Annotated in this window: 18 protein-coding genes; 8 read left to right on the top strand and 10 right to left on the bottom strand. The window is 55.0% G+C overall.

Annotated elements, in window-relative coordinates; translation table 11 throughout:
• The first annotated feature begins 270 nt into the window (after window positions 1-270).
• Window positions 271-966, top strand: coding sequence for a response regulator transcription factor (locus LAO76_23410; protein MBZ5493879.1), 696 nt, complete (start codon window positions 271-273; stop codon window positions 964-966).
• Window positions 967-1,096: 130 nt separating this feature from the next.
• On the opposite strand, the gene LAO76_23405 is transcribed toward LAO76_23410, so the two are convergent.
• Both LAO76_23405 and LAO76_23400 read right to left on the bottom strand, forming a co-directional pair.
• The gene (locus tag LAO76_23405) at window positions 1,097-2,128 is read right to left on the bottom strand and encodes a rhomboid family intramembrane serine protease (protein MBZ5493878.1); all 1,032 of its coding nucleotides are present in this window, start codon (window positions 2,126-2,128) and stop codon (window positions 1,097-1,099) included.
• Between the two features lie 56 nt (window positions 2,129-2,184).
• Window positions 2,185-3,414 (bottom strand): rhomboid family intramembrane serine protease, encoded by a 1,230-nt coding sequence (locus LAO76_23400; protein ID MBZ5493877.1) that lies wholly within the window; start codon window positions 3,412-3,414, stop codon window positions 2,185-2,187.
• A 248-nt stretch (window positions 3,415-3,662) separates the two neighbouring features.
• Between LAO76_23400 and LAO76_23395 the strand changes: the two genes are divergently transcribed.
• Together LAO76_23395 and LAO76_23390 are read left to right on the top strand one after the other, a co-directional pair.
• Window positions 3,663-5,696 carry a 3-isopropylmalate dehydratase gene (locus LAO76_23395; protein MBZ5493876.1) on the top strand — a complete coding sequence of 678 codons (2,034 nt, stop codon included), beginning with the start codon at window positions 3,663-3,665 and terminating at the stop codon, window positions 5,694-5,696.
• Window positions 5,697-5,776: 80 nt separating this feature from the next.
• Complete coding sequence (locus tag LAO76_23390; protein MBZ5493875.1) at window positions 5,777-6,490, top strand: SOS response-associated peptidase; 714 nt, start codon at window positions 5,777-5,779, stop codon at window positions 6,488-6,490.
• A 130-nt stretch (window positions 6,491-6,620) separates the two neighbouring features.
• Here LAO76_23390 and LAO76_23385 read toward each other — a convergent pair whose 3' ends face one another.
• Window positions 6,621-7,538: a TraB/GumN family protein gene (locus LAO76_23385; GenBank protein MBZ5493874.1), complete on the bottom strand. Its 918-nt coding sequence runs from the start codon at window positions 7,536-7,538 to the stop codon at window positions 6,621-6,623.
• Window positions 7,539-7,697: 159 nt separating this feature from the next.
• Here LAO76_23385 and LAO76_23380 point away from each other — a divergent pair, with 159 nt between their 5' ends.
• Entirely contained in the window at window positions 7,698-9,089 is a 1,392-nt protein-coding gene (locus LAO76_23380) for a hypothetical protein (GenBank protein ID MBZ5493873.1), read from the top strand.
• A gap of 9 nt (window positions 9,090-9,098) precedes the next feature.
• On the opposite strand, the gene LAO76_23375 is transcribed toward LAO76_23380, so the two are convergent.
• From LAO76_23375 to LAO76_23355, 5 genes are all read right to left on the bottom strand, one after another.
• Window positions 9,099-10,025: an ABC transporter substrate-binding protein gene (locus LAO76_23375; GenBank protein MBZ5493872.1), complete on the bottom strand. Its 927-nt coding sequence runs from the start codon at window positions 10,023-10,025 to the stop codon at window positions 9,099-9,101.
• Complete coding sequence (locus LAO76_23370) at window positions 10,015-10,542, bottom strand: hypothetical protein (GenBank protein ID MBZ5493871.1); 528 nt, start codon at window positions 10,540-10,542, stop codon at window positions 10,015-10,017. The genes LAO76_23375 and LAO76_23370 overlap by 11 nt, the downstream gene beginning before the upstream one ends.
• A gap of 189 nt (window positions 10,543-10,731) precedes the next feature.
• Window positions 10,732-12,507 (bottom strand): copper oxidase, encoded by a 1,776-nt coding sequence (locus LAO76_23365; protein ID MBZ5493870.1) that lies wholly within the window; start codon window positions 12,505-12,507, stop codon window positions 10,732-10,734.
• Between the two features lie 552 nt (window positions 12,508-13,059).
• Window positions 13,060-13,224, bottom strand: coding sequence for a hypothetical protein (locus LAO76_23360; protein ID MBZ5493869.1), 165 nt, complete (start codon window positions 13,222-13,224; stop codon window positions 13,060-13,062).
• A gap of 7 nt (window positions 13,225-13,231) precedes the next feature.
• Window positions 13,232-13,738, bottom strand: a complete 507-nt coding sequence (locus tag LAO76_23355) for a hypothetical protein (protein ID MBZ5493868.1) — start codon at window positions 13,736-13,738, stop codon at window positions 13,232-13,234.
• 523 nt (window positions 13,739-14,261) lie between these two features.
• Here LAO76_23355 and LAO76_23350 point away from each other — a divergent pair.
• Window positions 14,262-15,575 carry a hypothetical protein gene (locus LAO76_23350; protein MBZ5493867.1) on the top strand — a complete coding sequence of 438 codons (1,314 nt, stop codon included), beginning with the start codon at window positions 14,262-14,264 and terminating at the stop codon, window positions 15,573-15,575.
• A gap of 18 nt (window positions 15,576-15,593) precedes the next feature.
• Complete coding sequence (locus tag LAO76_23345) at window positions 15,594-15,734, top strand: hypothetical protein (GenBank protein ID MBZ5493866.1); 141 nt, start codon at window positions 15,594-15,596, stop codon at window positions 15,732-15,734.
• Window positions 15,735-15,794: 60 nt separating this feature from the next.
• Here the strand turns inward: LAO76_23345 and LAO76_23340 are convergent, their stop codons facing one another.
• On the bottom strand, window positions 15,795-16,220 hold the full coding sequence (locus LAO76_23340) for a fibronectin type III domain-containing protein (protein ID MBZ5493865.1): 426 nt from the start codon (window positions 16,218-16,220) through the stop codon (window positions 15,795-15,797).
• A gap of 423 nt (window positions 16,221-16,643) precedes the next feature.
• Between LAO76_23340 and rpsO the strand changes: the two genes are divergently transcribed.
• Together rpsO and pnp are read left to right on the top strand one after the other, a co-directional pair.
• Complete coding sequence (gene rpsO, locus LAO76_23335; GenBank protein ID MBZ5493864.1) at window positions 16,644-16,910, top strand: 30S ribosomal protein S15; 267 nt, start codon at window positions 16,644-16,646, stop codon at window positions 16,908-16,910.
• 127 nt (window positions 16,911-17,037) lie between these two features.
• Window positions 17,038-19,527, top strand: a complete 2,490-nt coding sequence (pnp, locus tag LAO76_23330) for a polyribonucleotide nucleotidyltransferase (protein ID MBZ5493863.1) — start codon at window positions 17,038-17,040, stop codon at window positions 19,525-19,527.
• Window positions 19,528-19,938: 411 nt separating this feature from the next.
• Here pnp and secA read toward each other — a convergent pair whose 3' ends face one another.
• Window positions 19,939-22,950 carry a preprotein translocase subunit SecA gene (gene secA / locus LAO76_23325; protein ID MBZ5493862.1) on the bottom strand — a complete coding sequence of 1,004 codons (3,012 nt, stop codon included), beginning with the start codon at window positions 22,948-22,950 and terminating at the stop codon, window positions 19,939-19,941.
• Window positions 22,951-24,519: the final 1,569 nt, after the last annotated feature.

Below are 24,519 nucleotides of genomic sequence, written 5' to 3'. Positions count from 1 at the left end.
TTCCCTTTAGAAGGCCTAAGTCGCAAAGAGGAGCATGTTCTTTAGGGCGCCAAGAGAAGTTCTATTGCTTATCTAGTGCGGGCTAGTCCATCTAAATATAAGGTGCAGCACACCCAGAAAGGATGGGGCGAGGCAGCGCAACCTACTATAAGACATTTCTTATGGTTTTTGATTGAGTATACAGTTGTAATTGTTACCAGCTGATTTAGAATGGCCTCACTGTGATGAGGCACATCGTCGCCCCCTTAGATCGTTGGAGAAGAATTCCGGATGCGCATCCTGATCGCAGAAGATGATGCTCCGCTTGCGACGGTCATCGCCCAGGCATTTAAGTCTGAAGACCATGTGACCGAGGTCGCCCCTGCAGGCGATGATGCGCTGCAGCGCATGCAAAACGAAGAATTTGATTTTCTCATTCTTGATTTAAACCTTCCTGTCATTTCAGGCAGTGAAGTGCTTCACAAAGTCAGAAGCGAGAACCGGGACATTCCTATCCTGATTCTGACGGCAACGGACGAGGTGGCGGAACGGGTAGCTTGCCTGGACGCCGGCGCCGACGATTACCTGACGAAGCCGTTCTCATTCTCAGAGCTTTCTGCACGCATACGCGCGGTGCTGCGGCGCAAGAACCATCCGGGACAGGCATATCTTAAAGTGGCCGACCTGGAATTGGATTACATGCAGAGGACGGTGCAGCGCGGGGAACGTGTAATTGAATTGACGCCCAAGGAATTTGGCCTGCTGGAATATTTTATGCGCAATCCTGGCCAGCATATAACCCGCAACATGATCATTGAGCATGTCTGGAAGCTTTCACCAGACACCATGACCAATGTGGTTGACGTTTACGTAAATTACCTGCGCAAAAAGATTGACGAGGGCGAAAAAGTAAAATTGATCCGTACGGTACGGGGCGTAGGGTATGAGTTTGGACCTAATGAAGACGATGACGAACCGGAAGACTAAGGGAAAAGGCTGCGTAAATATCGCGCCCTAAGCACTTAATGTTTAATGGCGGTCCGGGATGCAGTCCGGAGTTCGCGATATCCCATCAGGACAAGACTCTTGCATGGCCGGGCCGTAATGCCCAGGCCGGTTATTTCTTTTCCTCAGGAGCAAGGCGGCTGCGGAGTTCTTCAAGATCCTGTTTTGCATCTTCAGAGTTTGGGTTGACGCGGAGAGCCTGTTCGAAAGCCCCGATCGCCTTTTCCGGTTCATTGTTATTCCAATAAGCGGTACCCAGAAAGACGAGCCCATCATCATCCTGAGGCCTTGCTACTGTGTACTGTTCCAGCAAATGTACAGCTTTTGGGTAATTTCTCTGGTGCCATGCAATTGCGGCGGCGGTTTTCTTGGCTGGCGGTCCTTCCTGCTGGACCAGCTCACTTGCTCCGGCGGCAACGACCATGGAAGTGACGACCAGAGTTCCCACTTGCAATAATTTGTTGTGCCGGGCAAAAGCGCTCAACGGCAATCCCACCAGCAATCCGGTGACAAAGCCGCCCAGGTGGCAGATGTTGTCAGTGTTGCCGTACATGCCAAACATGAAGTTGAAAATGGCAAAAAAGACAACACTGCTAAAAATGGCTTTCTTCTCACCGGCGGAGATGGTAAGATCGTCAAATTTCACTCCGGCCATTACGGCGCCAACAATACCGAAGATGGCGCCGGACGCCCCAAGTTCAGAGCGTTGGTGATTGGACGCGATACTAAGAAGCGCGCCGCCAACGCCGGTGATCATATAGATTGCGAATGTCTGCCATTTACCAAAGAGACGCTCTGAGAGCCGGCCCAGGCTCCAGAGGCACCACATGTTGAAGCCGATGTGGAAGATGTTCGCATGCAGAAAACCCGCAGTAAATAGACGCCAGTATTCACCACTGAGTGTAAGCGGGCCAATATTTGCGCCCAAGGACTTGAGATCGACGCCGGGAACGAAGTCTGCAATGTAAGCAATGATGCTGATGGCCATCAGCAGGGTAGTCGCGGGGTAAGTGCCCAGACCGCCCATGGCCATGGAGCGACGTGCGCGGCCCGTGGCCACACCGGCGCAACGGTCACACAGAACGGGCGCGACTCCTTCTTCATTTACCGCCAGGGCGGTACCGCATTTCAGGCAGCTAGGCATGGTGCTAACAGGATAACAAGGAAGTCAAAATCAGGTATTGGGCGTGATATTACGGCTCACTTCAAAGGATGAACCACGGCATCTGCGCCGAGATCCTGAATGCGTTTCTCTTCGGCAACGGCCTCATCTTTCTTACCTTCCATAGTCAGGATTTCCGCCAGCAGTTTGTGCGCATCAACGTCCTTTGGATCGAGTTGAATGGCGCGACGGACCTGGCTCTCCGCTTCAGGCAGCTTGCCGGCGTCCTTAAGCGCGACCGCGTACATGTAAAGGGTCGGGGCGTCTGGTTCGATGCGGGGCATTCCTTTTGCGAATAACTCCAGCGCCTTGTCAGTCTTTTTCTGGTAGGCATAAATCCTGGCAAGGCCCACCTGAGCGTACGGGTAATCCGGTTCAATCTCCAGACTGCGCTCGAATTCCTTTGCTGCCTCATTGAAGCGTTCAGCTTGCTGAAACGCGGAACCCAGTAGCGCGTGGCCAATAGCATCATCGGGACGGGCGGCAACGTACTTTTGAAGATGGGAGATAGCGGCATTGAGATCGTTATGGTCAAGAGCAGCCTCGCCCTGGGCAAATTCCACGGCGTATTGCTTGGCCCGGATCACCGGGACAAAAAGCAATATGACCAGGACAGCGCTGATCGCCAACACGACTCTTCGCCGGGCCGATTGTTCTTCAGGAGCGGCGTTAAAGGTCCGGGCGAGGAAAAGTCCCGCCACCAATCCAGTGACGAGGCCGCCTAGATGCGCCATATTATCAATGTGGCCTTGCAATCCAAAAATAAGATTCAGGAAAGCGAACCGGACAACATAGCCGAGCAGCTTTCGCACGCTCGCGGGCTGTAGGCCAAGCCTGCCAAAGTACAGCACGCTGATCAACGCGCCGGCGATGCCGAATATTGCGCCGGACGCGCCAGCGCTTACGCGCATGGGGTCCCAGCTCAAACTTAACAGGGCAGCGCCGATTCCCGTTACCAGGTACAGCCCTAATAAAGAGACAGAGTCAATCAACTTTTCTGTTAACTGTCCCAGCGACCACAAGCACCACATATTGCCAAAAATATGGATGATGCCAAAGTGCAGAAACATTGATGTAATCAGCCGCCAATATTGTCCAGAGAGAGTATAGGGACCGTAATCGGCGCCCCAGCGCAGGACCTGATCTGTCTGCGGGGTTATCCATGAGATTCCGGAAGCCACCATAATGACAAAAATGCCAATGTTGATGGCGAGCAGCGCAATTGTTGCTATCGGTGGTCTGGATCTAACGACCGGTTGGGCCGGCAAGCCCGGCTCTTGAACCGACAAGGGCTCGGGTTGAGCAGGGATGTGGGAGCGGCAGGTCTTGCAGTAAGGCGACGGCTCGCCAAAAGAAAACGACGGTAATTCCGCGCCACACTGGCGACAGTTTGCCAATTTGGAGTCCTTCAGCTTTCCGGGGTGAATTGTTGCCTATTCTAACCGCAATGCGCCCTGCAAAGAGCCGCTAATCTTGTTAGAATTTTAGCGTGGAACCTTCTTTACTTACCCGCACCATCCAGAAGCGCCCTGATACATGCAAATTTGAGGGACGCATCCTGTTTCTGACCGAAGATCCTGAGCTGATTCGCCGCCAATTGGCCGGGGAAGACCTGCCGTGGGACACGAAGAACCCGCAGAACAATCCCAAGCTGCGCGACGACATCTCCACGGACGAGATTACGCCTGCGCATATCTGCTTCTTTTTTGATGAGAAGCTGGGCGAATGGCCTTATACCGGCCTGAAGTGCGGTAGTGAAGTCCCGATCAAGCGCGGCGACGTGAAGAAGGGCGGCTTTGTGGCGGCCGTGAGTGGGAAGCGCCGCGGCAAGGGATCGAGCCGCGAACAGTCACCGTATGCGGAGCTGTGCGCAGGAATCAAGCTGGTGATCGCGGAAAACATTGAGCGCATTTACAAACAGAATTGCCAGAACCTGGGCGTGCTTACGTCCACGGATTTCAGTTTGATTGATAAGGTGCGCGCCGGAGAAGTGATTCCTCTGAACAGATTCACTGAAGGCGAAGACGACATTACGCGCCAGATCATTGAGTACGGCGGACTGTTCCCATTTAACGTGGCTCGCATGCAGAAGAAGGTCTTCCTGCCGCCGATTACGACCGCGAAGCGGCCGATGACGATTGCAGAAAAGATTTTTGCGCGGCACATGCTGAATGCCGAAAATGAGCAGGGCGTGGGATCTGTGAAGCCGGGCGATTCAGGCTTTGCCCGCACTGATCTGCGCTTCAGCCATGAGTATGTGACGCCTATGTCGGCGATTTTCTTTGAGCATTTTGTGGGCAAGGATGCGAAGGTCAACGATCCGGCGACGATCCTGTTTTTCCGCGACCATCTGACTTTTCTGGACGAAGTAATTTCTGAAGAAAAGAAAAAGATGGGTTTGCTTGATCTGGCAGGGCAGCTCAAATACAAGCAGGAAGATTTTGCCGCCAAGCAGGGCATCCGGCTGCACGGCGAGTTGAAAGACCGCAAGGGTTCAGAGGGAATCTGCCATTCGATTGTGGCGGAGACTTATGCGCTGCCGGGCCAGTTGAACGTCGGGTCCGACTCGCACACGCCGCATGTGGGCGCGGTGGGCTGCATTGCGTTCGGCATCGGTACCACGGACGTTTTTAATTCATGGATCACGAAAGACGTTCGCGTGAAAGTTCCGGAGTCGGTGAAGGTCATTGTTCGCGGCAAGCGCAAGCCCAACGTGACCGCGAAGGATTACATTTTGCTGCTGCTGAGCATGGAGTACATACGCAGCGGCAAGGCGCTGGCCAAGGTTATGGAATATTCCGGCGAGGCCATTGAAGCGCTGAGCGTGGACGAACGCGCTACTATGACGAACATGGCGGCGGAAATTGGCGGCTTTACCGGCATTGTTGCGCCCGACCAGAAGACCGTGGAGTTCCTGATGGAACGGCGCGGCATGTCGCGTGCGGAAGCGGAGAAGTATTGCGAAGGTCTCTTCAGCGATACTGATGCGCAGTACGCGCATGTGATTGAACTGAACGCCGACGACATTACGCCGATGGTCGCCACGCCTGGTGATCCGGGCAACGGCAAGTTTATTCGCGACCTGAATACGCCTGTTCCAGTGGAGATCGCCTACGGCGGAACGTGCACAGCGGGCAAGAACGCCGACATGGATATGTATGCTCAGGTACTTTCTGACGCGCTGCAACAAGGCAAGCGCGTGGCGGAGAGCTGCAAGTTCTATATCCAGTTTGGCTCGCAGGAGACGCGCGAGTATTGCGTGCGCAAAGGCTATCTCGATATTTTCAAGCGCGTGGGCGCCATTGTGATTGAGCCGAGTTGTGGCGCGTGCATCAATGCCGGGCCGGGAGTTTCCACGCGGCCGGACCAAGTGGTGATCAGCGCGCAGAACCGCAATTTCCCCGGCCGCAGCGGCCCAGGACTGATGTATCTAGCCAGTCCATATACGGTGGCCGCGAGCGCCGTGGCGGGATACATTGTTGAGTACGAGCCCAACGGCAGGGAATCGATGCCGTCTGGAGTTGGGATGGAAAAGCAGAGACGCAAGTAAATCGGTACGTCGGTCTTCAATCTTCGATCTTCTGTGGGCGGAATGATTGTAGATGTTGTTCCGTCCGAAGCTAATTCTGTATGTGTGGACGCTACCGCCTCACCTCAAAAGAACGATACATTGCTGAGCACTTTGATCTGGAAGAGAGCGAAGTGCATTGGACTCCGCGTTACAACATTGCGCCGACGCAGGAGGCCGCGATTGTCCGCCAGGACAGGAAGCAGCCGAAGCGGAAGTTTTCACTGATGCGCTGGGGACTGGTTCCGTCATGGGCCAAAGATATTTCCATTGGATTCAAAACGATCAATGCGATGTGCGAAACGGCAGCGGAGAAAGCTGCTTTCCGCGAAGCCATGCGCAAGCGCCGCTGCCTGGTTCCAGCCGACGGCTTTTATGAGTGGCAGAAGCTTAGTAAGAAAGAGAAGCAACCGTATAACATCGGCATGGCGGACGATTCACTGTTTGCGTTTGCCGGACTGTGGGAGCGCTGGAGCGATCCGGCGGGCACTCCGCTGAATAGCTTTACTATTCTCACGACCGATGCGAACTCACTGGTCTCAGGCATCCATGACCGCATGCCGGTGATTGTGAAGCCTGAAGAGTACGACCTGTGGCTTGATCCTGGGATGAATGATCCTGCAGGTGTGGCTGATCTGCTCAAGCCCTTTGATGCGCGATTGATGAGGAAGTATCCGGTGAGCACGCGCGTGGGCAATGCGGATAATGATGATCCGGAGATCATCAAAGAAATTGTGCCCGCTGCCCAGCAACCGGAAACGGGAATGTTGTTTTAGAAGGGTGCTGATTTTTGCATCCCAGCAGGAATTATCTCAGCGGCTGAAGCCGGTTTTTTAATTGCTCTTATCGCAGGCACAAATGCTTGCTCCACCCAGCGAGGGTTGCGGCGATCGGAGGAAGCAGATTTTACTTCGCTTCCAGCACTACTTGATCAACTTTGTAGCCCTTGTCGCGCAGTTGTTTGGCAATGCCTTTCTGGCCGATGATGTGCGCCGCGCCCACGACCACAAAAATCTGCTCTTTGCCTTTGAGGTATTCCTCCATCTTGCCAGTCATGGCCACGTTACGATCGTCCAGAAGTTTTTTCTCCAAGCTCTTTGATCCCAGGTCGTCCTGCTCGTCCATCACTTTTTGCAAGGCATCGGGATCGCCCGCAACATATGCTGCCTGCGTGCGCTTAATGATGTCTTTGGTCTTGTCGCCCTGTTTCAGGGTGGCGGCCAGCATGCTTTGCTGCTCTTCTTCTGTGGCTTCAGCAAAGATTGCAAGCTGCGATTCCATGGTTTCCAGTTCGTCAATCCGCTGCGGCGGCTTGCTTTCGTCGAGGAAGTGCATATCTATCCCAAAGGACGGATCTTCACCTGCCTGCTGCCATGCCATTGCAGCGATGGTGACGGCAACTACCCACGGTTTCAGCTGTTCCATTCCCTGGCGAGGCACGTTGTGGCGAGTGCAGAAATCGTCCAGCGCGGCCTGGGTCTCTTTGGGGAGATGCTTGGTCAGCGAATCGTCAGGGGTATAGAGACCGTATTTCTGAATCAGGCCGATCATTTTGGCCTGGTCAGCGTTCTTGATATTGATCTCCACAGCCAAGGCCTTCGCGGCGGCAAAGGCAGACTCAACTTCTTTGGGCAGCGGGTACATGCTGCTGTCGCCCAGGTGAATAGACCCGACGAGATACACCGTTGCAGTGGGCGACGCGGCCTTCCACATCAGGAAACGGCGTGGTTTTGGTTGCGCCGGCGCGGCTTGCTGTGCGTGGGCTGCACCCAAAAAAGCCAGAAGCAAAAGTAAAACCGCATGGATGTCGCGCCGCTTTAGCATTAAAAATCTCCTTCAAAGAAACGAGCCTGCTGGTGGGGGAGTCGATAGCAAATTATACCTTTGGATGCAGCCAGCCACTCACTCAGCCGTTCACTTAGACGCACTGGACTTGCGTAAGGCGGGATAACGTTTTGCCATTCTGTCAGTCAGAATAAATAGATGCCAAGGTTCCTCCCGATATTGATTCTTGCTGGCGCCCTGAGCCTTGTTGCTCAAGCGCAAACGCCAGCGCCCGGCACGGTACACGCGTCTGTTGCTACACTTGCCGACGCCACGAACAGCTACGCTCTCTATCTCCCCTCGGCTTATTCGCCGGCAAAGAGATGGCCGCTGCTGCTGGTGTTTGATCCGTTTGCGCGCGGAGAAGTTTCCGTCAAGCTGTTCCATGAGGCGGCGGAGAAGTATGGATTCATTGTTGTGGGCAGCAATAACTCCAGAAATTTTGAAGATCCCTCGGCCGCCATCCGCGTGCTGTGGGCTGACGTGAAGGAGCGCTACGCCATCGATCCACGACGCATTTATACGGCGGGCCTCTCTGGCGGCGCGCGCGTAGCGTCCACCGTGGCGCTGGCGTGCCGGAACTGCATTGCAGGAGTGATCGCCAATTCCGCGGGCTTGCCCAACGGCGCTACGCTGCCCGGACCCGATGTGAGCGACTGGTTTCTGGTGGCGGGCACAACCGACTTTAATTATCCCGAGCAGTTGCACCTGAAAGAGTCGTTCGATGCGCGCAAGGTGGTGAGCCGGTTTGTGGTTTACGATGGCCCGCACAACTGGATGCCCAAGGGATTTGCCGAGCGCGCCTTGGCGTGGCTCCAGTTGCGCGCGATGGTGAAAGGCATCGCGCCGCTCGATAAAGAATTTGTCACGCAGCAGTTTGAGAGCCGTATGGCGGAAGCGCTGGCAGAGCAGAAATCCGGTGACGTTCTGGCCGCTGAGCGAGCTTATCGTGAGATTGCGCAGGACTTCAGCACGTTTCGCGACGTGAAGCCGCAACTGGCGTTGGCAAAGTCTCTGGCTGAATCTGCGGAGTTCCACAAAGCCAAGAAGAATGAGAAAGCGGCGCTTGAGCTGCAGGATGAAGTCACCAAAAAGATCGGCAATCTGGTTGCGGGGATCAACCAGGGGGCAGATCAGCGGAATGATTTTTTCTCTCAACTTGAATCGGCAGTCAATGATGCTTATCGCGACAAACAAGAAAGCTCCAATCCTGCGCGGCGGCAGGCCATTGAGCGCGGTCTGGCTTCAGCCTTTGCTTATGCCGCTGAGACTGGCCAGCAGGCCATGCTGAAGAAAGATTTCATCTCAGCTAAAAGCATGTTTCAGGCCGGTGAAATCATCCAGCCGGAGAGCGCATGGGCCAGCTATCTCTCAGCCACGGCATGCGCTCAATTGGGCGAGAAAAAGCCGGCGCTCCAGGAGCTGAAGAAAGCCCTGGAGAAGGGAATGACAAGCGCCAAAGCGCTGGATGATGCCGCATTCGACCGGATACGCGAGGAACAAGGGTTTAAAGAGATAGTTGCGAGCCTGTCCAAATCGCAACCAAAGTAATTCATGTTCTTACGCCCGGGCCGTCTCCAGCCGCCGCCAATGCGTGTTGCTCGTCCCACCAAATGAGATGCCGTGAAGAATTTCCGCGATGATCTCTGCCGTTTGCGAGATCGTCATTCCAGAGCGATTGAAGAAGAGATTGCCATCCGCAAACACCAGGTTTCCCTTGCGTACCGCTTGCAGCTCCGGCCACCACGGATACCGCTCTAGTACAGCTTGTTCCTGCAGGCTCCGCTCCAGGTTGAATCCGCAGGGCGCGACAATCAAGTACTCCGGATCAGCATCGCGAAGCTGCTCAGCAGGAATGGCGGCAGAGTACTCGCCTTTTTTTCCCAGCAGCAGCTCCCCGTTTGCGATTTCCACCAGCTCCGGACCCCAGTTTCCCATGGCGAATAATGGGTCTGTCCATTCCAACATCACCACGGTTGGCCTGCGGAAACGCGCAGCTTTTTCCCGTACCACATCCAGGCGTTGTTGTTCACGACGGACAAGCTCCTCACCCTGCTCCTGCAGGCCCAGCGCTTGTGATATCTCCCGGATGCTTTTGAATATGTCATCCAAAGTTGAAGCGGACAGCGCAATTTGCCGCGCCGTGAGTGTACAGGCGCTGCTTCGTTCTATGTCGCCGGGAGTTACGGCGCACACTTCACAATGCGCTTGTGTGATCAGCAAATCAGGGCGCATATCGCGGATCAAGTCACCGTCAACGTGATACAGCGGTTCGCCCGCGCGGATTCGCCGTCGAACTTCCGCATCGATTTCCATACTTGAGGTGGACACATCAAAAGCAGGTTCAGTACAGGATGGGAGTTGCCGCACCCAGTCCGGGTTATCGCACTCATGGGAGCGCCCTACCAGCATTTTGCCGGCGCCCAGGGCACAGACGATTTCCGTGGCGCTGGCCAGCAGAGAAACAATGCGCTTTTCAGGCTGCATTCCGCACCGGCTGCCAAACCTTGCTCAGGGAAACCTGGCTCAGGGCAGCATAGCCGCCGAATATCGCCACGGTGTAAAACGCGTCTCCCAGGAACTGGTTCTGGTAGAACGGTATTCCCGCCACATAACTTGCCGCAAGGCCCGCCATCGTGTGCGGATACCATCCGCTGGCAGCCCAGAACATGAAATTCGTGATCAGGAAGAACGACACACTGGAAGCAAGCGCCGCCACAGCAATTGCACTCGCGCCACTTCGGTTACGAATCAGCCAGCCGAGCATCACCGGAACCAGCGTTGCCGCGTAAACGTACCAGAAGCCGGGATAAAAGCCCATCACGGCGTCACTTAGGGCGAGCGCAAGCAGAGTGGCCAAAATACCCGTGGTGGCCTTTCGCGCCTGATATCCCGCAAACAACCCAATCGCCATCATCGGAGTGAAATTCCACGGATGCGGCAGTAACCGCGCCAACGCACCCATGAACACCATCGCTATCCACAGCCGTTTCTGATTTTCCATCGCTCTTTCCCTCGCGGCTATTGTAGTTCCTCTGGCAGTCTATGAAGCGCGGTGCCGCGGACAAAAAAATTGATGATGTTTCAAATTGGAAATCGGGAGATGCCGGCTACGATAGCAAAAACAAAGTGGCCGGCCAACTTAGGCCAGCCACTTTGCTTGAGTGATCGATGAACTTGCCATGGGCAAGGGCTAGGGTTTCGGCGGAAAAGGATTCAGCTGAGCAGGCGTGAGCTGCTGCTTGAACGCGGCAGGCAGGTTCTGCACCCAGCCGTTGTAGACCAAGGGAATCGGAAGCACGCCTTGCCCACCCATTCCGTCGAGGCCGACGTTTTTGTCATCGACCGCGGTGGTTGGCAAGGTCTTCAACAGGATCCTGCCCACCACGCGGGCGTGCGTCAGGTCGCCGCTACCGTCGGGATTTGGATCGACTACTTCCAGCGTGTTGGAGAACTGGCTGCTGACGTAGGCGTAGTATCCTCCGCCTTGCTTGGCGCCCCATTGCACGCCGTGGCAGCCGGCATCGCACAGCAGCATTGCCACCAGAGTGTCAGACTGTGTGTCGATGAGCGTGATTGTGTCTGTGAGAATATTGGCTGTGACCATGACTTTTCCATCGGGGCTTACGGGCGTCTGAATGGGCAACGCTCCAACCGGGCCGCTGATGGCCCCCGAGATCGGATCATAGTTCGCCAGGAGATTGATCGTCTTGCTGATTGCTCCCGTGCTGGTGTTGACTACATCAATCGTGCTGTCGAGGAAATTATCGACGTAGTATTTGCTGTCGTCAGGCATCATGCCCGTGGCGATGGGAAGAGCTCCGGTGGTATGGACCAGGGCCCGCACTGAATCGGTATTGAAATCAAAGATGGTCGAGGTATCACTGAACGTATTGGGCGTGACCATGGTCTTGCCGTCATGGCCCATCCAATGGGCGTGAGGATGGCCTTCATCAATGTTGATGAGCCGCTCAATGCTGCCGCCGCCGGGCATCAGTTGGACCACGGCAAACGCGCTGTCTTCGCCATCCAGCGCCACATGCAGATGGTCCGTATCCGTGCGCGTCATCACGTGAGAAGGATCCGGCCCCACCTCGACGTCATGCAGCAGCTTTCCCGTGGTGCGGTTGAACGTGGTCATGCGGAAATCAAACCACTGCGTCTGATAGATGAATTTCTGGTCTTTGTCCGTCCACATGTTGTGTGGATTGTTCATGTCGATTTGCGGCAACGCCACTTTGCGCACCGGCTTCCATGAAGTTGCGTTCACGTTGGTCGCGGTCCCGGGCTTGTCTTTTTGCCGCGTCAGTTCAAATTGCGTGTCCACCCAGACTTCGCCCACGCCGGGCGTCGCGGGGTTGAAAGGCGCCGCCATCGGTGTGTCATTGCCATAACGCGCGTTCAGCACCGCGGGCAGATTCACCACCGCGCCGCCGGTGATTCTTACGTCAACGTTGGGATAAGTGATATGCCACGCGCTCAGGCTGTGGTCCTGCCAGTTGGCTGGGTTGGTGGCGATGAAGAAAGTCCGCAGCAGGCGCGTGGCCAGGTCGCTGCTCGTCGGGACTGTAATCCCATTCACCAGGCTGATGCTGTCACCCAGATCAAGTCCCTGTGTCGCCGGATCATCAACGATGACTGCCGCAAACATATAGGGGTGAATTTTGCAGGTAAAAACATACAGGCCGGGAGTCTTAAGCGTGACTCTTACCTGGTCATCGTTCTGCAAGGTCCCGGAATCAAAGGGCATGCCCTGCGCGCCCGTGGGAAAAATCAAGCTGGTAACGGTATGGACGGCGTTCGACTTGCCTTTGAATCTGACTTGAACGCCAGGCGCCGCCACGGCCAGCGATTGCGTGCCGGCGATAGGACCGGCAACGTTCTGAAACCAGCTTCCCGGCTGGTCGGTGCGCAGGAACGTGACGGTATTGTCATCGGCTGCGGCAGTTATGGGCAGCAGGGTAATCATGATCGCCAGCGCCAATATCGCTGTCAGCGTCGGCGGCAAACCACGGTGCAGTTTCTTGCTGTGCATTGCTTGGCCTCCAAAGATTTGCGGAAACGGATTGAGATTCTGCCGAGGATCCGAACTGGAGCACTATAGTTTCTGGGGTCTACAAGAATCATGGTTCCGATTCTGTGTTTCGTTTCCGGAAATGGAGCATGCCAGGACGTGTACTAAAAAGTTGTAACCTTTTGGCCCGTGGAGACTCGTGGGTTGGACGCCGTACGCACGCGCCAGATAGATAAGGATCAGGGACAAGCACTTGGATTATCGGCGCGAGTACCGATGCCTATCCCCGGCAAGCCGCGGCGCGGATTTTTTGCGCGCTCCGCTGCATTGCGTCCCAGCAGCCAAAAGCGGGCTTGCTGGGAGCAGCTGCGCGCGGGCCTGCGGCGCAAGGACAGTAAATCCCCAACCGCATCTCCTAAATGATTATTCAATTTGTCAAAGATCTTTTGCTGACGTATAACAGCCAGCAGCTTCCAGCGCGGAAGCATTCAAACTCGTAAACTTCACTCATGCTGCTTTCAATTCCGGCGGCCTATGCGCGGGGCTTCCATCTCCAAGAGCCATCGCTGCAAACTGCAAAACCTCCGCGCCTCCGCGCTCAGCTACACGTCCCAGAGAAACATCATTTGACACAGCGACGGGCACAGGCATCATTTCTTCTGGTTTGCTCATTCTGCGCTCATCTGCGCTCATCTGCGCAAATCTGCGGCAACCCTTCGTGCTTCTTCGTGTCCTTCGTGGTTAAAGCTTTTTCTCTCTGTGCTCCTCTGTGAGCTCTGTGGTAAACCCACAGCAGTTTTGACATCGCCTGCAAATGCACCACCATCTGTCCCGCAGTCTTGCAGTCAATCCTGCCGGAGATCACTGCTCGTGCCATCACTGCTGTCGTCACTTGAATGCCTTTGAAGCTAGTAAACAGGTCGGCCATTTCGCATTCCGGCCGGCCCCGTTTGCGCATCTCCGCTACCGCCTCCGCCAGCACCGCCCTGCGTTCCCGTTCGCGACGCACCGCCATCGCCAGTTGTCCAGCATGCGCGTGGCAAATCTGCGAGCCAGTTTCCGCCGGTGCCTTGCACTGCACGCCATTCCGCCGGAACACCTGGCACCGCCGGTAATACGCGTAGCGCGCCTCTGGCGCTTTTCGGCTCTCCTTCGGGCGTTCCTGACTGTATCGATCATCCATCATCACGTTTTCCAATTCCGGCGATTACAAATTATGGCAATTTTGGCAATCTTGTTTTTTTGAACAGCCCACCCCCCTTGGCCTCGACTATGATTCCAAAGGGTTTATTCCGTTCCACCCGAGAAATTTCGCGTTCAATCGATCCCGAATCCCGTCAAACTGACCTGAAAAACGCGTTAAACCTGCGTGTTTTCATCGATCCCGCCCCGTCTTCGGCCCTTGGTTCTTGCGGTTTGGCAATTGCCAATTGCTAGCTGCTAAATGCTGCTATTCTACCTTTTGTTCGCCTACGGATCAATATGAAATAAGACAATATCTCATCCTAAAATCGCGTGGCACGTCTCGCCATCATTTGGCTTGGTTCCCGAAGCCGTTCCAGAGGAAACAAGGAGGCTGAGTCCTCCGCCCGGCCTGAGCAGAGAGGCTAAAGCGGTCCTCGAGGCTAGGAATGGGTTCGGTTCGAATGAACATCCTGCTATAGTCCTATCAGAGTTGCAGTTAGAGAGCTAGAGTAGGAATTTAAGCGATGGCAGGAGTAGAGGAAAGTGCTGGAACAACGGCGAAGATACTAGAGATACTTAAGGATCTGCCGCTCTGGTTGCTCTTTGGTTTGGCGATATCTGCAGGCGCACTGCTCCTTTTTCCCGGCATTGCAGCGTCGGTGCCAGCAACCGCTCGCCCGTGGATTATTGTGGGTGGAGTGGTGTTCGCCGCGCTCGCGGTGGCTCGGGGGATCGGAATCTTGATCCATGAGATACCCGCATGGAAGGCTTCCGCTGAGGCACGTCGGAGATTTCATCTTATAGCAATTCCGCAACAGAGCCACTGGTCAAGTTCGAAACAGGCCGATGACTCGATCGTAACGCAGGTAGCTATACGTTTTCTCGTAAAAAATCGCACTGCGAATCCCCTCGCTTTGGTGAATACGAGACTAATCAGCCCGCGCATTCGGGGGGAAATCTTGCACGACGATGTTTCTCTTCGGGCTGTAGATCGGAATATCTACGGCAGTGCTGTCCATTCCGGGCATGTCATCCCGCCAAACACATCGTTGCCGGCCAGTGTAACTATCATGATCAGGGGGGTACCCCGGAAGAAAGTTGGTAAAGAAGTCCGCGTTACCATCGGTGTGAGGGACGACGAAGGCCACGAGCAACGTGCAAACGTTAATGTGCGTGTGATATCTGCTTCTCAAGCCACAGCGGCAGTCCCATCTCTTGAAGTCGTTTCTTCAATCCCAAATCCCATCGAAAGAGAGATTGCTGCTGTTCTGCAATCGGAGCTAGCGCGCTACGACAAATGCGGGCGCATCGCCGGGGGCTTGGGAAGTATTCACTTGATTGTCAATGGGCGCGAGATGACGGGTGTCGGGAACGATTCATGGAATCCCAATTCTCCCAAAAACCAGAGTATCTCCAACGATCCTAATGCTTCCCAGCTTCGGTCGGACAATTTGGAAGCATTGTTGGTTTTCTATGATCGGCTGGTGACTCCTCATGAACAGGATCAGTTCGTGAAGGCGCTGATCGCGCGCCTAGATGGAAAGGACTATCTGCGCGTGAGCTACTTCATTGTCTGCGTTTTATGGAAGGTTGGACACTTGCAAGAAGCACTTGAAAGGGCTAAAGCCGAGCTCCCACAAGGAGAAATAAAGGTGTTCGGATTGAGCAATACGCTCATGTTGCTCAATGGCTTGCTTCGCTATCGCTACCCTGATTTCACCAATAGTATGTTGGATGATATCGAAAAATTTGTACATGGATTGAGCGAGCACCCGTTTCAGATTCCGGAGAAGATTGCTGCAATCCGCACTGCGCGATTGATGGGACCTAAAACGTAGAGGCACCGGGTCATAATAATGATCGAAAAAATCGCCATTTTTGGGGCGATCTTTGGCATTATTGGCAATAAATCCTTACCGTCGGCAGCAGCCGATCACCTGATCACGCGCGACCACCCGCAATCTCACTGGCATTATCGGTATTTACAAGAAGGCTAACTGAAACCCCTCCTCCACCCTGCCATTGGCTGGCAGGGTGAAAGCAGGTAAACGGCCCAGTTACTTTGCTTGCAAAGGCTGCTCGCGGAGCGGTGGCTGGCCGTGGGCCGGGGTCTTGAATGTGAAGACCGAACCAACCGGCTGTCCTGATTTGTCTACCATCCGTATGTAATAGGTGGTGTTAGGTTGCAGGCTAGTGAGAGTCGCGCGGTGATTGTCGCCGCCCGTGTGCTCGATGGCATCCACCGCCTGGGGGTTGGACCCAAAGTCGGGAGTGGTGCTGAACTGCAGAACCAAGTCTTGGCCGGCTTTTGAGGTCCAGGCGACTTTGGCGGAGTTGGCGTTGGCAAATTCCAGCATAGGCTTTTCAACCTGAGTGCCGGCTTGCTGGGCAGCGGTTGGGGTCTGAGCGGTTGCGGGAGTCTGCATTGCAACAAAGCAGACGCAGAGCAGCATAAACGCGGCGATTTTTAAAACTTTCATCATAGGTTCCCTCCAGTACGACAGGTGGCTTGATAATTCCGAAGCGGTTACGGGACAGGAGGTTGTCTTACCCCCCGGAAAGATCGGGTGATCGCCGTGATCGGGTGATCGCGCGTGACCGGAAAAGCAAAACCTTACCGCTGATTTCACGGATAACACGGATTAACACGGATAAGAACGAGATACGAGTGATCGCACGTGATCTGAACTGGTCCTACCGCAGCATATTTCCAGAGGGGAGCCAACAGAGACAGAGAAAAATCGTGAGCTGCAGTCCCTTTTGAATCAGCGTCATCTGCGTTATCAGCGGTAAGGTCTGCTTTCTGCTGGCGGCGGGCTGCGGCTTTACAGTTTTCGCCCCCGCGTGTTACTCTGTTTAAGTCACTTACAGGACAAGATTTAGATATAGGAGTCGACCAGAATTCAGTGTTAGCGAGAGAGCGCAAGGCCGACGTCATCAACCGCTTCCGTACGCATCAATCTGATACGGGCAGCCCGGAAGTCCAGATTGCCATTCTCAGTGAGCGTATCGGCGAGCTGACGGAGCACTTCAAGAGCCATAAAAAGGACCACGCCTCCCGGCGAGGTCTCTTGATGATGGTCAGCAAGCGCCGCCGCCTGCTGGACTATCTGAAAACGTACGATACTGAGCGTTACAAAGACGTCATTCAGAAACTTGGAATCCGTAAATAATCGATCGAGATCGAACGGAAAAACGGTCGTCTAGCGCCGGTGGGAAACGTGTGTTCTCCCGCCTCCGCTGCTCAGATTGCTCTCTTTTTGAATTCAGACTGCTGGTCCTCCTGGAAAAGAGGAACTGATGAAGCAGACAGCCACTGTTGAACTTGCAGGCGGCAAAACCCTCCAGATTGAAACCGGACATCTAGCAAAACAGGCGCAAGGCTCCGCCATTGTGCGCCAGGGAGATAACGTTGTACTGGGCACGGCATGCGCCTCGCCCGACCCCCGCGAAGGCATAGATTTCTTCCCCCTTACGGTTGATTACCGCGAATACACATACGCCGGAGGACGCATCCCCGGCGGCTTTATCAAGCGTGAAGGCCGTCCGCAGGAACGCGAGACGCTGACCGCCCGCCAGATTGATCGCCCCATCCGCCCGCTGTTTCCGGAGGGCTTCCGCAATGAGACACAGGTGATTGCCCTGGTGCTTTCCGCCGATACGGAAAACGATCCTGACGTGCTGGCCATTAACGCTGCTTCCGCGGCGCTGACGCTTTCTGAGATCCCGTTCCACGGTCCCGTGGGCGCGGTGCGCATTGGCCTTGTGAACGACCAGATGATCGTGAATCCTACGTACGAAGAAATGCGCGACAGCCTGCTCAACATTATGGTGGTGGGAACGGCTGAAGGCATTGTGATGGTGGAATCCGGCGCCAAGGAAGTTTCTGAAGAGCAGGTGCTGAACGCCATTGAGTTTGCGCATGAGCAGATCAAGAAAATCTGCGCCGCGCTGACTGATCTGGCCGCGAAGAACGGCAAGAAAAAGCTGGAAGTTACTGCGCCTGAGTTTGATCAGAAATATTACGACCAGCTCATGAAAAAGGTCGGCAAAGAACTGACGGACGCACTGGATACTGCGAAACACCCGAAGCATGAGAGCTACGAAAAAGTCCGCGAGATCAAGAAGGCGCTGAAAGCCGAGCTGCCGGAAGACGATAAAGAAGCCGCAGCAAAACTTTCAAAATATTATGAAGCGCTGCGCGAGCGCATTTTCCGCGAGCAGGTCACGAAAGACCGCAAGCGTCCGGATTCACGCGCGTTTGATCAGATCCGCGACATCTGGATTGAAGTTGGCGTGCTGCCACGCACACACGGTTCAGCCGTGTTTACCCGCGGTGAAACGCAGGCGCTGGTGACGACCACGCTGGGCACGCCGGACGACGCACAACGCATTGAGCGCTTTGAAGGCGAGACCAAAAAGCGCTTTATGCTGCATTACAACTTCCCGCCTTTTTCAGTGGGTGAAGTGGGCCGCATGACGGGTGTTGGCCGTCGTGAAATTGGCCACGGAGCGCTGGCAGAGCGCGCGCTTCTTGCCGTGCTGCCTGACGTCGAAAACTGGCCTTACACGATGCGCGTGGTTTCAGACATTCTGGAATCGAACGGATCATCGTCAATGGCGACGGTTTGCGGCGCTTCGCTCTCATTGATGGATGCTGGAGTGCCGCTATCGTCGGCTGTGGCGGGCGTGGCCATGGGATTGGTGAAGGAAGAAGACTCCTATGCCATCCTGACGGACATTGCCGGCGCAGAAGACCATTACGGCGATATGGATTTCAAAGTCGCCGGAACACGCAAGGGAATTACTGCGCTGCAGATGGACATTAAGGTCATGGGCATTACGTCCAAGATCATGCATGAGGCGCTGGAGCAGGCAAAGCGCGGGCGCTTGTACATCCTGGACAAGATGGAAGGCACCATCACCACTGGACGCGAAAATATTTCCAGCTTTGCGCCGCGCATTTACACGCTGCAGATTCCAGTGGACAAGATTCGCGACCTGATTGGGCCGGGCGGAAAGATGATCCGCAGCATTATTGAAGAGACCGGCGTGAAGATTGACGTTGACGATAGCGGCAGAGTGAATGTCGCGTCGAATGACGGACCGAGTGCGCAGCGCGCGATCCAGCGCATCAACGATCTCACGGCAGTGCCGGAAGTCGGCAAGACGTACCTGGGCAAAGTCGTGCGGCTCGCCGAGTTTGGCGCGTTCGTCGAAATCATTCCCGGAACCGATGGTCTGCTGCATATCAGCGAAATTGCTGAACATCGAGTAAAGGAAGTGAAAGACGAACTCAAGGAAGGTGACCAGGTGCTGGTCAAAGTCCTAGGGATTGAAGGCAATCGCATCAAGCTGAGCCGCAAGGCGATCCTTCGCGAGCAGCGCGCAAAGATGGGCGGCGGTGAGGGCGGAGCATCAGGTGAAGGTTCGGGCGGAGAAGGCGGGCCGTCAGGTGAGGGTTCGGGCGGAGAAGGTGGGAGACGCAGTGAGCGTCCGCCTGCTCAGCCACGCGGCGAAGGTGAAGAGACTATTACCTTCGAAGGCGGCGGCGACTTCAACGACGATGAAGGCGGCGAGCCGAACTTTAATCGCGAAGACGCAAACCGTGAAACCGTTGCTGCGGGAAGGCCGGAACGTCCAAGAGGCGATCGTCCGCACGGTGGAGGCGGGGATCGTGGAGGGCGTGGTGGCCGGCACCGTAGGGGAGGTTCTGGCGGTGGCCGGGGGCCGAGAGGCGGGGGCGATCGCGGTCCCCGTGGCGGCGGTGGAGATCGCGGCAATCGCTAAAGAGTTCAAATCTAGAAAGAGGTGCAAGCATGGGCTTGCACTTCTTTTTTTGTGAAGAAGTCTGCCGCTGGCTGTGAGCAGCGCACCAGCAGCTTTCTCATTTCTCCTGTGCCGCATCTAATAATGCATGAAAGAGCGTAGTGATTCAGAACAAACCGGTCAATTCAATCGAAATTTTTTTGTAGCCATTTCTTTGACCGCATTTCTTGCTCTGGTAATCGTCGGCCTGTTATACGGATGCGCCAAGTCTAGCCGCCCGGAGCGTCCAAGCGCTCCGCCTCGGCCTTCAGGGATGTCGGCACAGCTCAACAATTTTCCGCCGATAACACTACTCGCGCAGCTCAACAATTTTCCGCCGATAGCAAAAGTTGCGCCGCTAACACAATTCGCACAGCTAATCTAAATCTCAACTTACGCCGTCGTTCCTGCTCCGTGACACTTCTTGTATTTCTTGCCTGACCCACACGGGCAAGGATCATTCCTGCCGACCTTCGCTTGCCCGCGCACGACTTGCTGCGGCGCGGTTGATCCGTTTGATCCTGCCATGCGTGCCTGCTCCAGCTCTTTCTTCTTGCGACGTTGGAACTGTGCTTCCAGATCATCCATCGATGTCGACGCGCGTTTCCTCGGCGGCGGAGGCAATTGCTGCTGCGGCTGATCGCCGTTCGACTCATCCACCGCCACCGCTGCCTGCGTCGTGGGCGCATCCATGATCTGCATGTGGAAGAGGTACCGCACCGCGTCCTGCTGCGACTTCTGCATCATCTCTTCAAACATGTCGAACGATTCGCGCTTGTACTCCACCAGCGGATCGTGCTGTCCATAACCTCGCAGCCCGATTCCTTCTTTCAAATGGTCCATGTTGAGCAAATGGTCTTTCCACAGCGTGTCCAGCACGCTCAGCATGATCATGCGTTCGTGATATCGCATCGCGTCGGCGCCAATTGTTTTTTCCTTGGCGTCGTACAGTTCTTTCAGCTTCTCAAAAATCTGGTCGCCCAGTTCCTGACGATTCAGCTGCCCGGCGTCAATGCCTTGTTTCTCCATCTCCAGGCCAAACTGCTCGATCAAATATTTGTTCAGCCCTTCCACGTCCCACTGATCGGCATGAACATTGCGCGGCGCAAACTTATCCAGCGCTTCGCCCACCATCGCGGCAACGTAATCTTCCAGAATCAGGTCTTTCTGGTCGATGCCGGACAGCAATTCCTTGCGCAGGCCATACACGGCCACGCGCTGTTTGTTCATCACGTCGTCATATTCCAGCACGTGTTTGCGCGACTCAAAATTCTGCGCTTCCACCGCTTTTTGCGCCGCTTCAATGCGCTTGGAAATCATCTTCGATTCAATCGGCACACCTTCTTCCATGCCCAGGCGCTGCAGCAGCGTTGAGACCCACTGCTTGGCAAAGATGCGCATCAGATCGTCTTCCAGTGACAGGTAAAATCGCGACGACCCCGGATCGCCCTGGCGTCCCGCGCGCCCGCGCAGCTGGTTATCAATGCGCCGCGCCTCGTGGCGTTCCGTGCCCAGAATATGCAACCCGCCAACGCTCACTACTTTGTCATGCTCCGCGTCAGTTTCTTTTTTGTACTTGTTAAAAGTTTCGTTCCACTTGTCCGCCGGACACTTATATTCCTGCCCGTTGTAATAGAAGACAATATTTTCAGCCGTGTCCTGCTCCAGCACAACTTCGCCGCCGGCGGTGCGCAGTTGCTGCGCAATGCCTTTTTTCACCATCTCCTGGCGCGCCATAAATTCGGCATTGCCGCCCAGCAGAATATCGGTGCCGCGGCCCGCCATGTTCGTGGCAATCGTTACCTGGTTCATGCGGCCCGCTTGCGCCACAATCTCAGCTTCTTTCTCGTGAAACTTGGCATTCAACACCACATGCTTCACGTTTTTCTTTTTCAGCAGGTCAGAGATGCGCTCAGACTTTTCAATCGACGTAGTTCCCACCAGCACCGGTCTGCCTTCCACCGCAATCTTCTGGATCTCGTCTGCCACGGCGTAATATTTTTCTTTCTCCGTGCGATAGACAACATCCGGATTCTCTTTGCGCAGCAAAGCGCGGTTGGTGGGAATCACCACCACCTGCAGCTTGTAAATGTTGTCGAACTCTGAAGCTTCCGTCTCGGCTGTTCCGGTCATGCCGGCCAGCTTTTTGTACATGCGAAAATAATTCTGGAAGGTGATTGTGGCCAGCGTCTGCGATTCTCGCTCAACCTTCACGCCTTCTTTGGCTTCAATCGCCTGATGCAGACCATCAGACCAGCGCCGTCCCGGCATCAATCGGCCGGTGAACTCGTCCACAATCAAGACTTCGCCCTCTTTCACCACGTACTCAACGTCCTTGCGATACATGGCGTGGGCCTTCACCGCTGTTTCCACGTGGTGCTTCATCGCCCAGTTTTCCGGATCGGAAATGTTATCGATCCCCAGCAGGCGTTCCACCTTGTCCCAGCCCTCATCGGTGATCATCGTGTTCTTGTGCTTTTCATCCACAACGAAGTCACCGGTATATTCCTTGGGCTCTCCCGGCGGTTTTTCTATTTCCTCACCCTTCACCAGGTTAGGCACAACGCGGTTCGCCTTCTCATATTTATCGGTCGACTCATCACTCTGGCCGCTGATGATCAATGGCGTTCTGGCTTCATCAATCAGGATTGAGTCAACTTCATCCACAATGCCAAAGTTGTGTCCACGCTGCACACACTCGGCCAGGTCAAATTTCATGTTGTCGCGCAGGTAATCAAAACCAAATTCGTTGTTTGTGCCGTAGGTCACGTCGGCGGCATAAGCTTCTCGGCGCTCGTCATCGTCCAGGTCATGCACAATCACGCCAACGCTCAGCCCCAGGAAGCGGTAAAGCTTTCCCATCCACTCAGAGTCGCGCTTGGCTAGGTAATCGTTCACAGTGACCACGTGAACGCCGTCGCCGCTCAAGGCATTCAGGTAAACCGGCAGCGTCGCCACCAGCGTTTTGCCTTCACCGGTTTTCATCTCGGCAATCTTGCCCTGGTGCAGCACCATGCCGCCAATCAACTGAACGTCAAAGTGGCGCATGTTCAGCACGCGCCGGCCGCCTTCGCGGGCCACCGCAAATGCTTCCGGCAATATCTCGTCCAGCGCCTGGTTCCGCGCCTCAATCCGCCGCTTGGTCCATTCTTCAATCTGGCCGCGGATGTCCTGGTCGGGAGCAGTCTTCATCTCCGCGCTCAGCCGGGCAATCTCGGTGTCCGCTTCCTGCGTCCGCTCTTTTATGCGCGCCTGGAACTCCGCCGTCTTGGCGCGAAGCTGCTCGTCGGTGAGTTGCTTCATCTGCGCCTCAAGCGCATTGATCTGGTCAATCTGCGGACGCATCCGCTTGATCTCGCGTTCGTTACTGGTGCCAAAAACCTTGGCTAATGTTTTTCCTATCAAGTGTGGTGTTCCCTTAGAAGTTACTCGGTTGTGAGGACAAAGTTACTCAAATTCAAGCCTAACATATTGGATGAGGCTGGCCCCTGTGGCGGTTCTGGCGATGTCCGGATCCTGCGGCCCCTCTAATCCCCTCTGCTTCCTTTGTTCCTCAGTGCTTCGAAGGCTTGGTCTTTCGATCACCCGATCACGCGCGATCACAAGATTTCGGCCCGTACTTATCAGTGGTAAGTTTCGGGGTTTCTCGATCCTTTATGCCAGTCGCTCGCTATGTCTGATAAAGGTGTAAAATGCTGTAAATAAACAACTTATACTAGCATTTGTGGTCTTAAAAAGCAAGAGTATTCTTGCTTGAGATTCAATGAAATTCCCTCGACACGTTCGTCTTCACCGATTCCGCCCAAACCCTGTCATCCTGACTGAGTCCGACCGACCCGGAGCGAAGGCGAGTAGAAGTTGAGTCGTTCTGAGGACGTTCGAGTCCGCAGGCGAAATCCCGAGCGAAGCCGAGGGAGCCTCCGCAGGATCCCGACGCTTCTCTCCTCTCCCATGGAGCGGCACGGCGTTCTAACGACAAACCCACGAAAAGCTGTGGACCGCAGGCGCCCTCGCCTGCGCACTAAAATTGTGCTTCAACGACACCAACGCATTCCGCTCCGCTCGACAAAAAATCCAAACCCACAAGAAAAACCATCCCCATCGACATGCCATCCCGAGCCGCAGCACAGGAAAAACGCCTTGCAGTCCACGAGCTAGAGTGCGTAGGCGAGGGAACTGCTCCGCTGCTCTGAAGGGTTACCGAAATCGTTTACTGCCAAACCGTTGGAACTGAATTTTTCGGCCTCTACCTCAGAACCCAGAGAATGAAAACGGCCTCGGTTCTGCGTAGGGATTTTTGAAAACCCTCAAACCCTGTCATCCTGACCGAGTCCGAGCGACCTTGAGCGAAGCGAAGAGGAGTTAGGGCGAGTGGAAGGACCCCGATGGTCTGTCCTATACCAGGCCGCATCAAGGCGTTCTCCCTACAAATCGTCAAATCGACAAACTGTGGATCGCAGGCGCCCTCGCCTGCGCAGAACAATCTACTGCAGCACACCAACGCATTCCGCGTCCCCGAGCTACAAAGAATCCAATGCAAAAAATGCGTCCCTGGCGACATGCTATCCCGAGCCGCAGCACAGGAAAAACGCCTTGCAGTATCCACGAGCTAGAGTGCGTAGGCGAGGGAACTGCTCCGCTGCTCTGAAGGAAACCAAAACCATCGGGCGGCGGCTAATCATTCGCTCTCTTGGTTTTGTGAAGGAGGGAACTCGAAACTCTAACCCTTTATTCTTTCGAACTACGAGACGGCCATGACCACCCAACTTGCCCCCAAAGGCAAACGACAATACTGTTGCTGGGACAATGAAGCGCCGTTAGGCGCGACGACAGGTTAGCTGTGACATTTCAAGAGGTTGTCCATTCGAGCAAAACCAGAGAAGCTGATTGTGATGAGCAGTCAACTCAAATCTGGAGGCCCGAATGGACATTCATAAGAATGCACGACTTACCTTTATCCGTCGAGAGCAGTTA

This window comes from Terriglobia bacterium (assembly GCA_020072645.1).
Lineage (GTDB): Bacteria > Acidobacteriota > Terriglobia > Terriglobales > Acidobacteriaceae > Angelobacter.
This window is presented reverse-complemented; position numbering and strand designations above follow the sequence as displayed.

What these genes read in the sequence shown, in the direction of transcription:
- LAO76_23350 (MBZ5493867.1), top strand. Translation starts at nt 14,262, where the DNA reads ATGGCAGGAGTAGAGGAAAGTGCTGGAACAACGGCGAAGATACTAGAG.
- LAO76_23405 (MBZ5493878.1), bottom strand. Translation starts at nt 2,128, where the DNA reads ATGCCTAGCTGCCTGAAATGCGGTACCGCCCTGGCGGTAAATGAAGAA.
- LAO76_23380 (MBZ5493873.1), top strand. Translation starts at nt 7,698, where the DNA reads ATGCCAAGGTTCCTCCCGATATTGATTCTTGCTGGCGCCCTGAGCCTT.
- LAO76_23340 (MBZ5493865.1), bottom strand. Translation starts at nt 16,220, where the DNA reads ATGATGAAAGTTTTAAAAATCGCCGCGTTTATGCTGCTCTGCGTCTGC.
- LAO76_23345 (MBZ5493866.1), top strand. Translation starts at nt 15,594, where the DNA reads ATGATCGAAAAAATCGCCATTTTTGGGGCGATCTTTGGCATTATTGGC.
- pnp (MBZ5493863.1), top strand. Translation starts at nt 17,038, where the DNA reads ATGAAGCAGACAGCCACTGTTGAACTTGCAGGCGGCAAAACCCTCCAG.
- LAO76_23375 (MBZ5493872.1), bottom strand. Translation starts at nt 10,025, where the DNA reads ATGCAGCCTGAAAAGCGCATTGTTTCTCTGCTGGCCAGCGCCACGGAA.
- LAO76_23410 (MBZ5493879.1), top strand. Translation starts at nt 271, where the DNA reads ATGCGCATCCTGATCGCAGAAGATGATGCTCCGCTTGCGACGGTCATC.
- LAO76_23365 (MBZ5493870.1), bottom strand. Translation starts at nt 12,507, where the DNA reads ATGATTACCCTGCTGCCCATAACTGCCGCAGCCGATGACAATACCGTC.
- LAO76_23355 (MBZ5493868.1), bottom strand. Translation starts at nt 13,738, where the DNA reads ATGATGGATGATCGATACAGTCAGGAACGCCCGAAGGAGAGCCGAAAA.
- LAO76_23390 (MBZ5493875.1), top strand. Translation starts at nt 5,777, where the DNA reads ATGTGTGGACGCTACCGCCTCACCTCAAAAGAACGATACATTGCTGAG.
- LAO76_23360 (MBZ5493869.1), bottom strand. Translation starts at nt 13,224, where the DNA reads ATGAGCAAACCAGAAGAAATGATGCCTGTGCCCGTCGCTGTGTCAAAT.
- LAO76_23385 (MBZ5493874.1), bottom strand. Translation starts at nt 7,538, where the DNA reads ATGCTAAAGCGGCGCGACATCCATGCGGTTTTACTTTTGCTTCTGGCT.
- LAO76_23370 (MBZ5493871.1), bottom strand. Translation starts at nt 10,542, where the DNA reads ATGGAAAATCAGAAACGGCTGTGGATAGCGATGGTGTTCATGGGTGCG.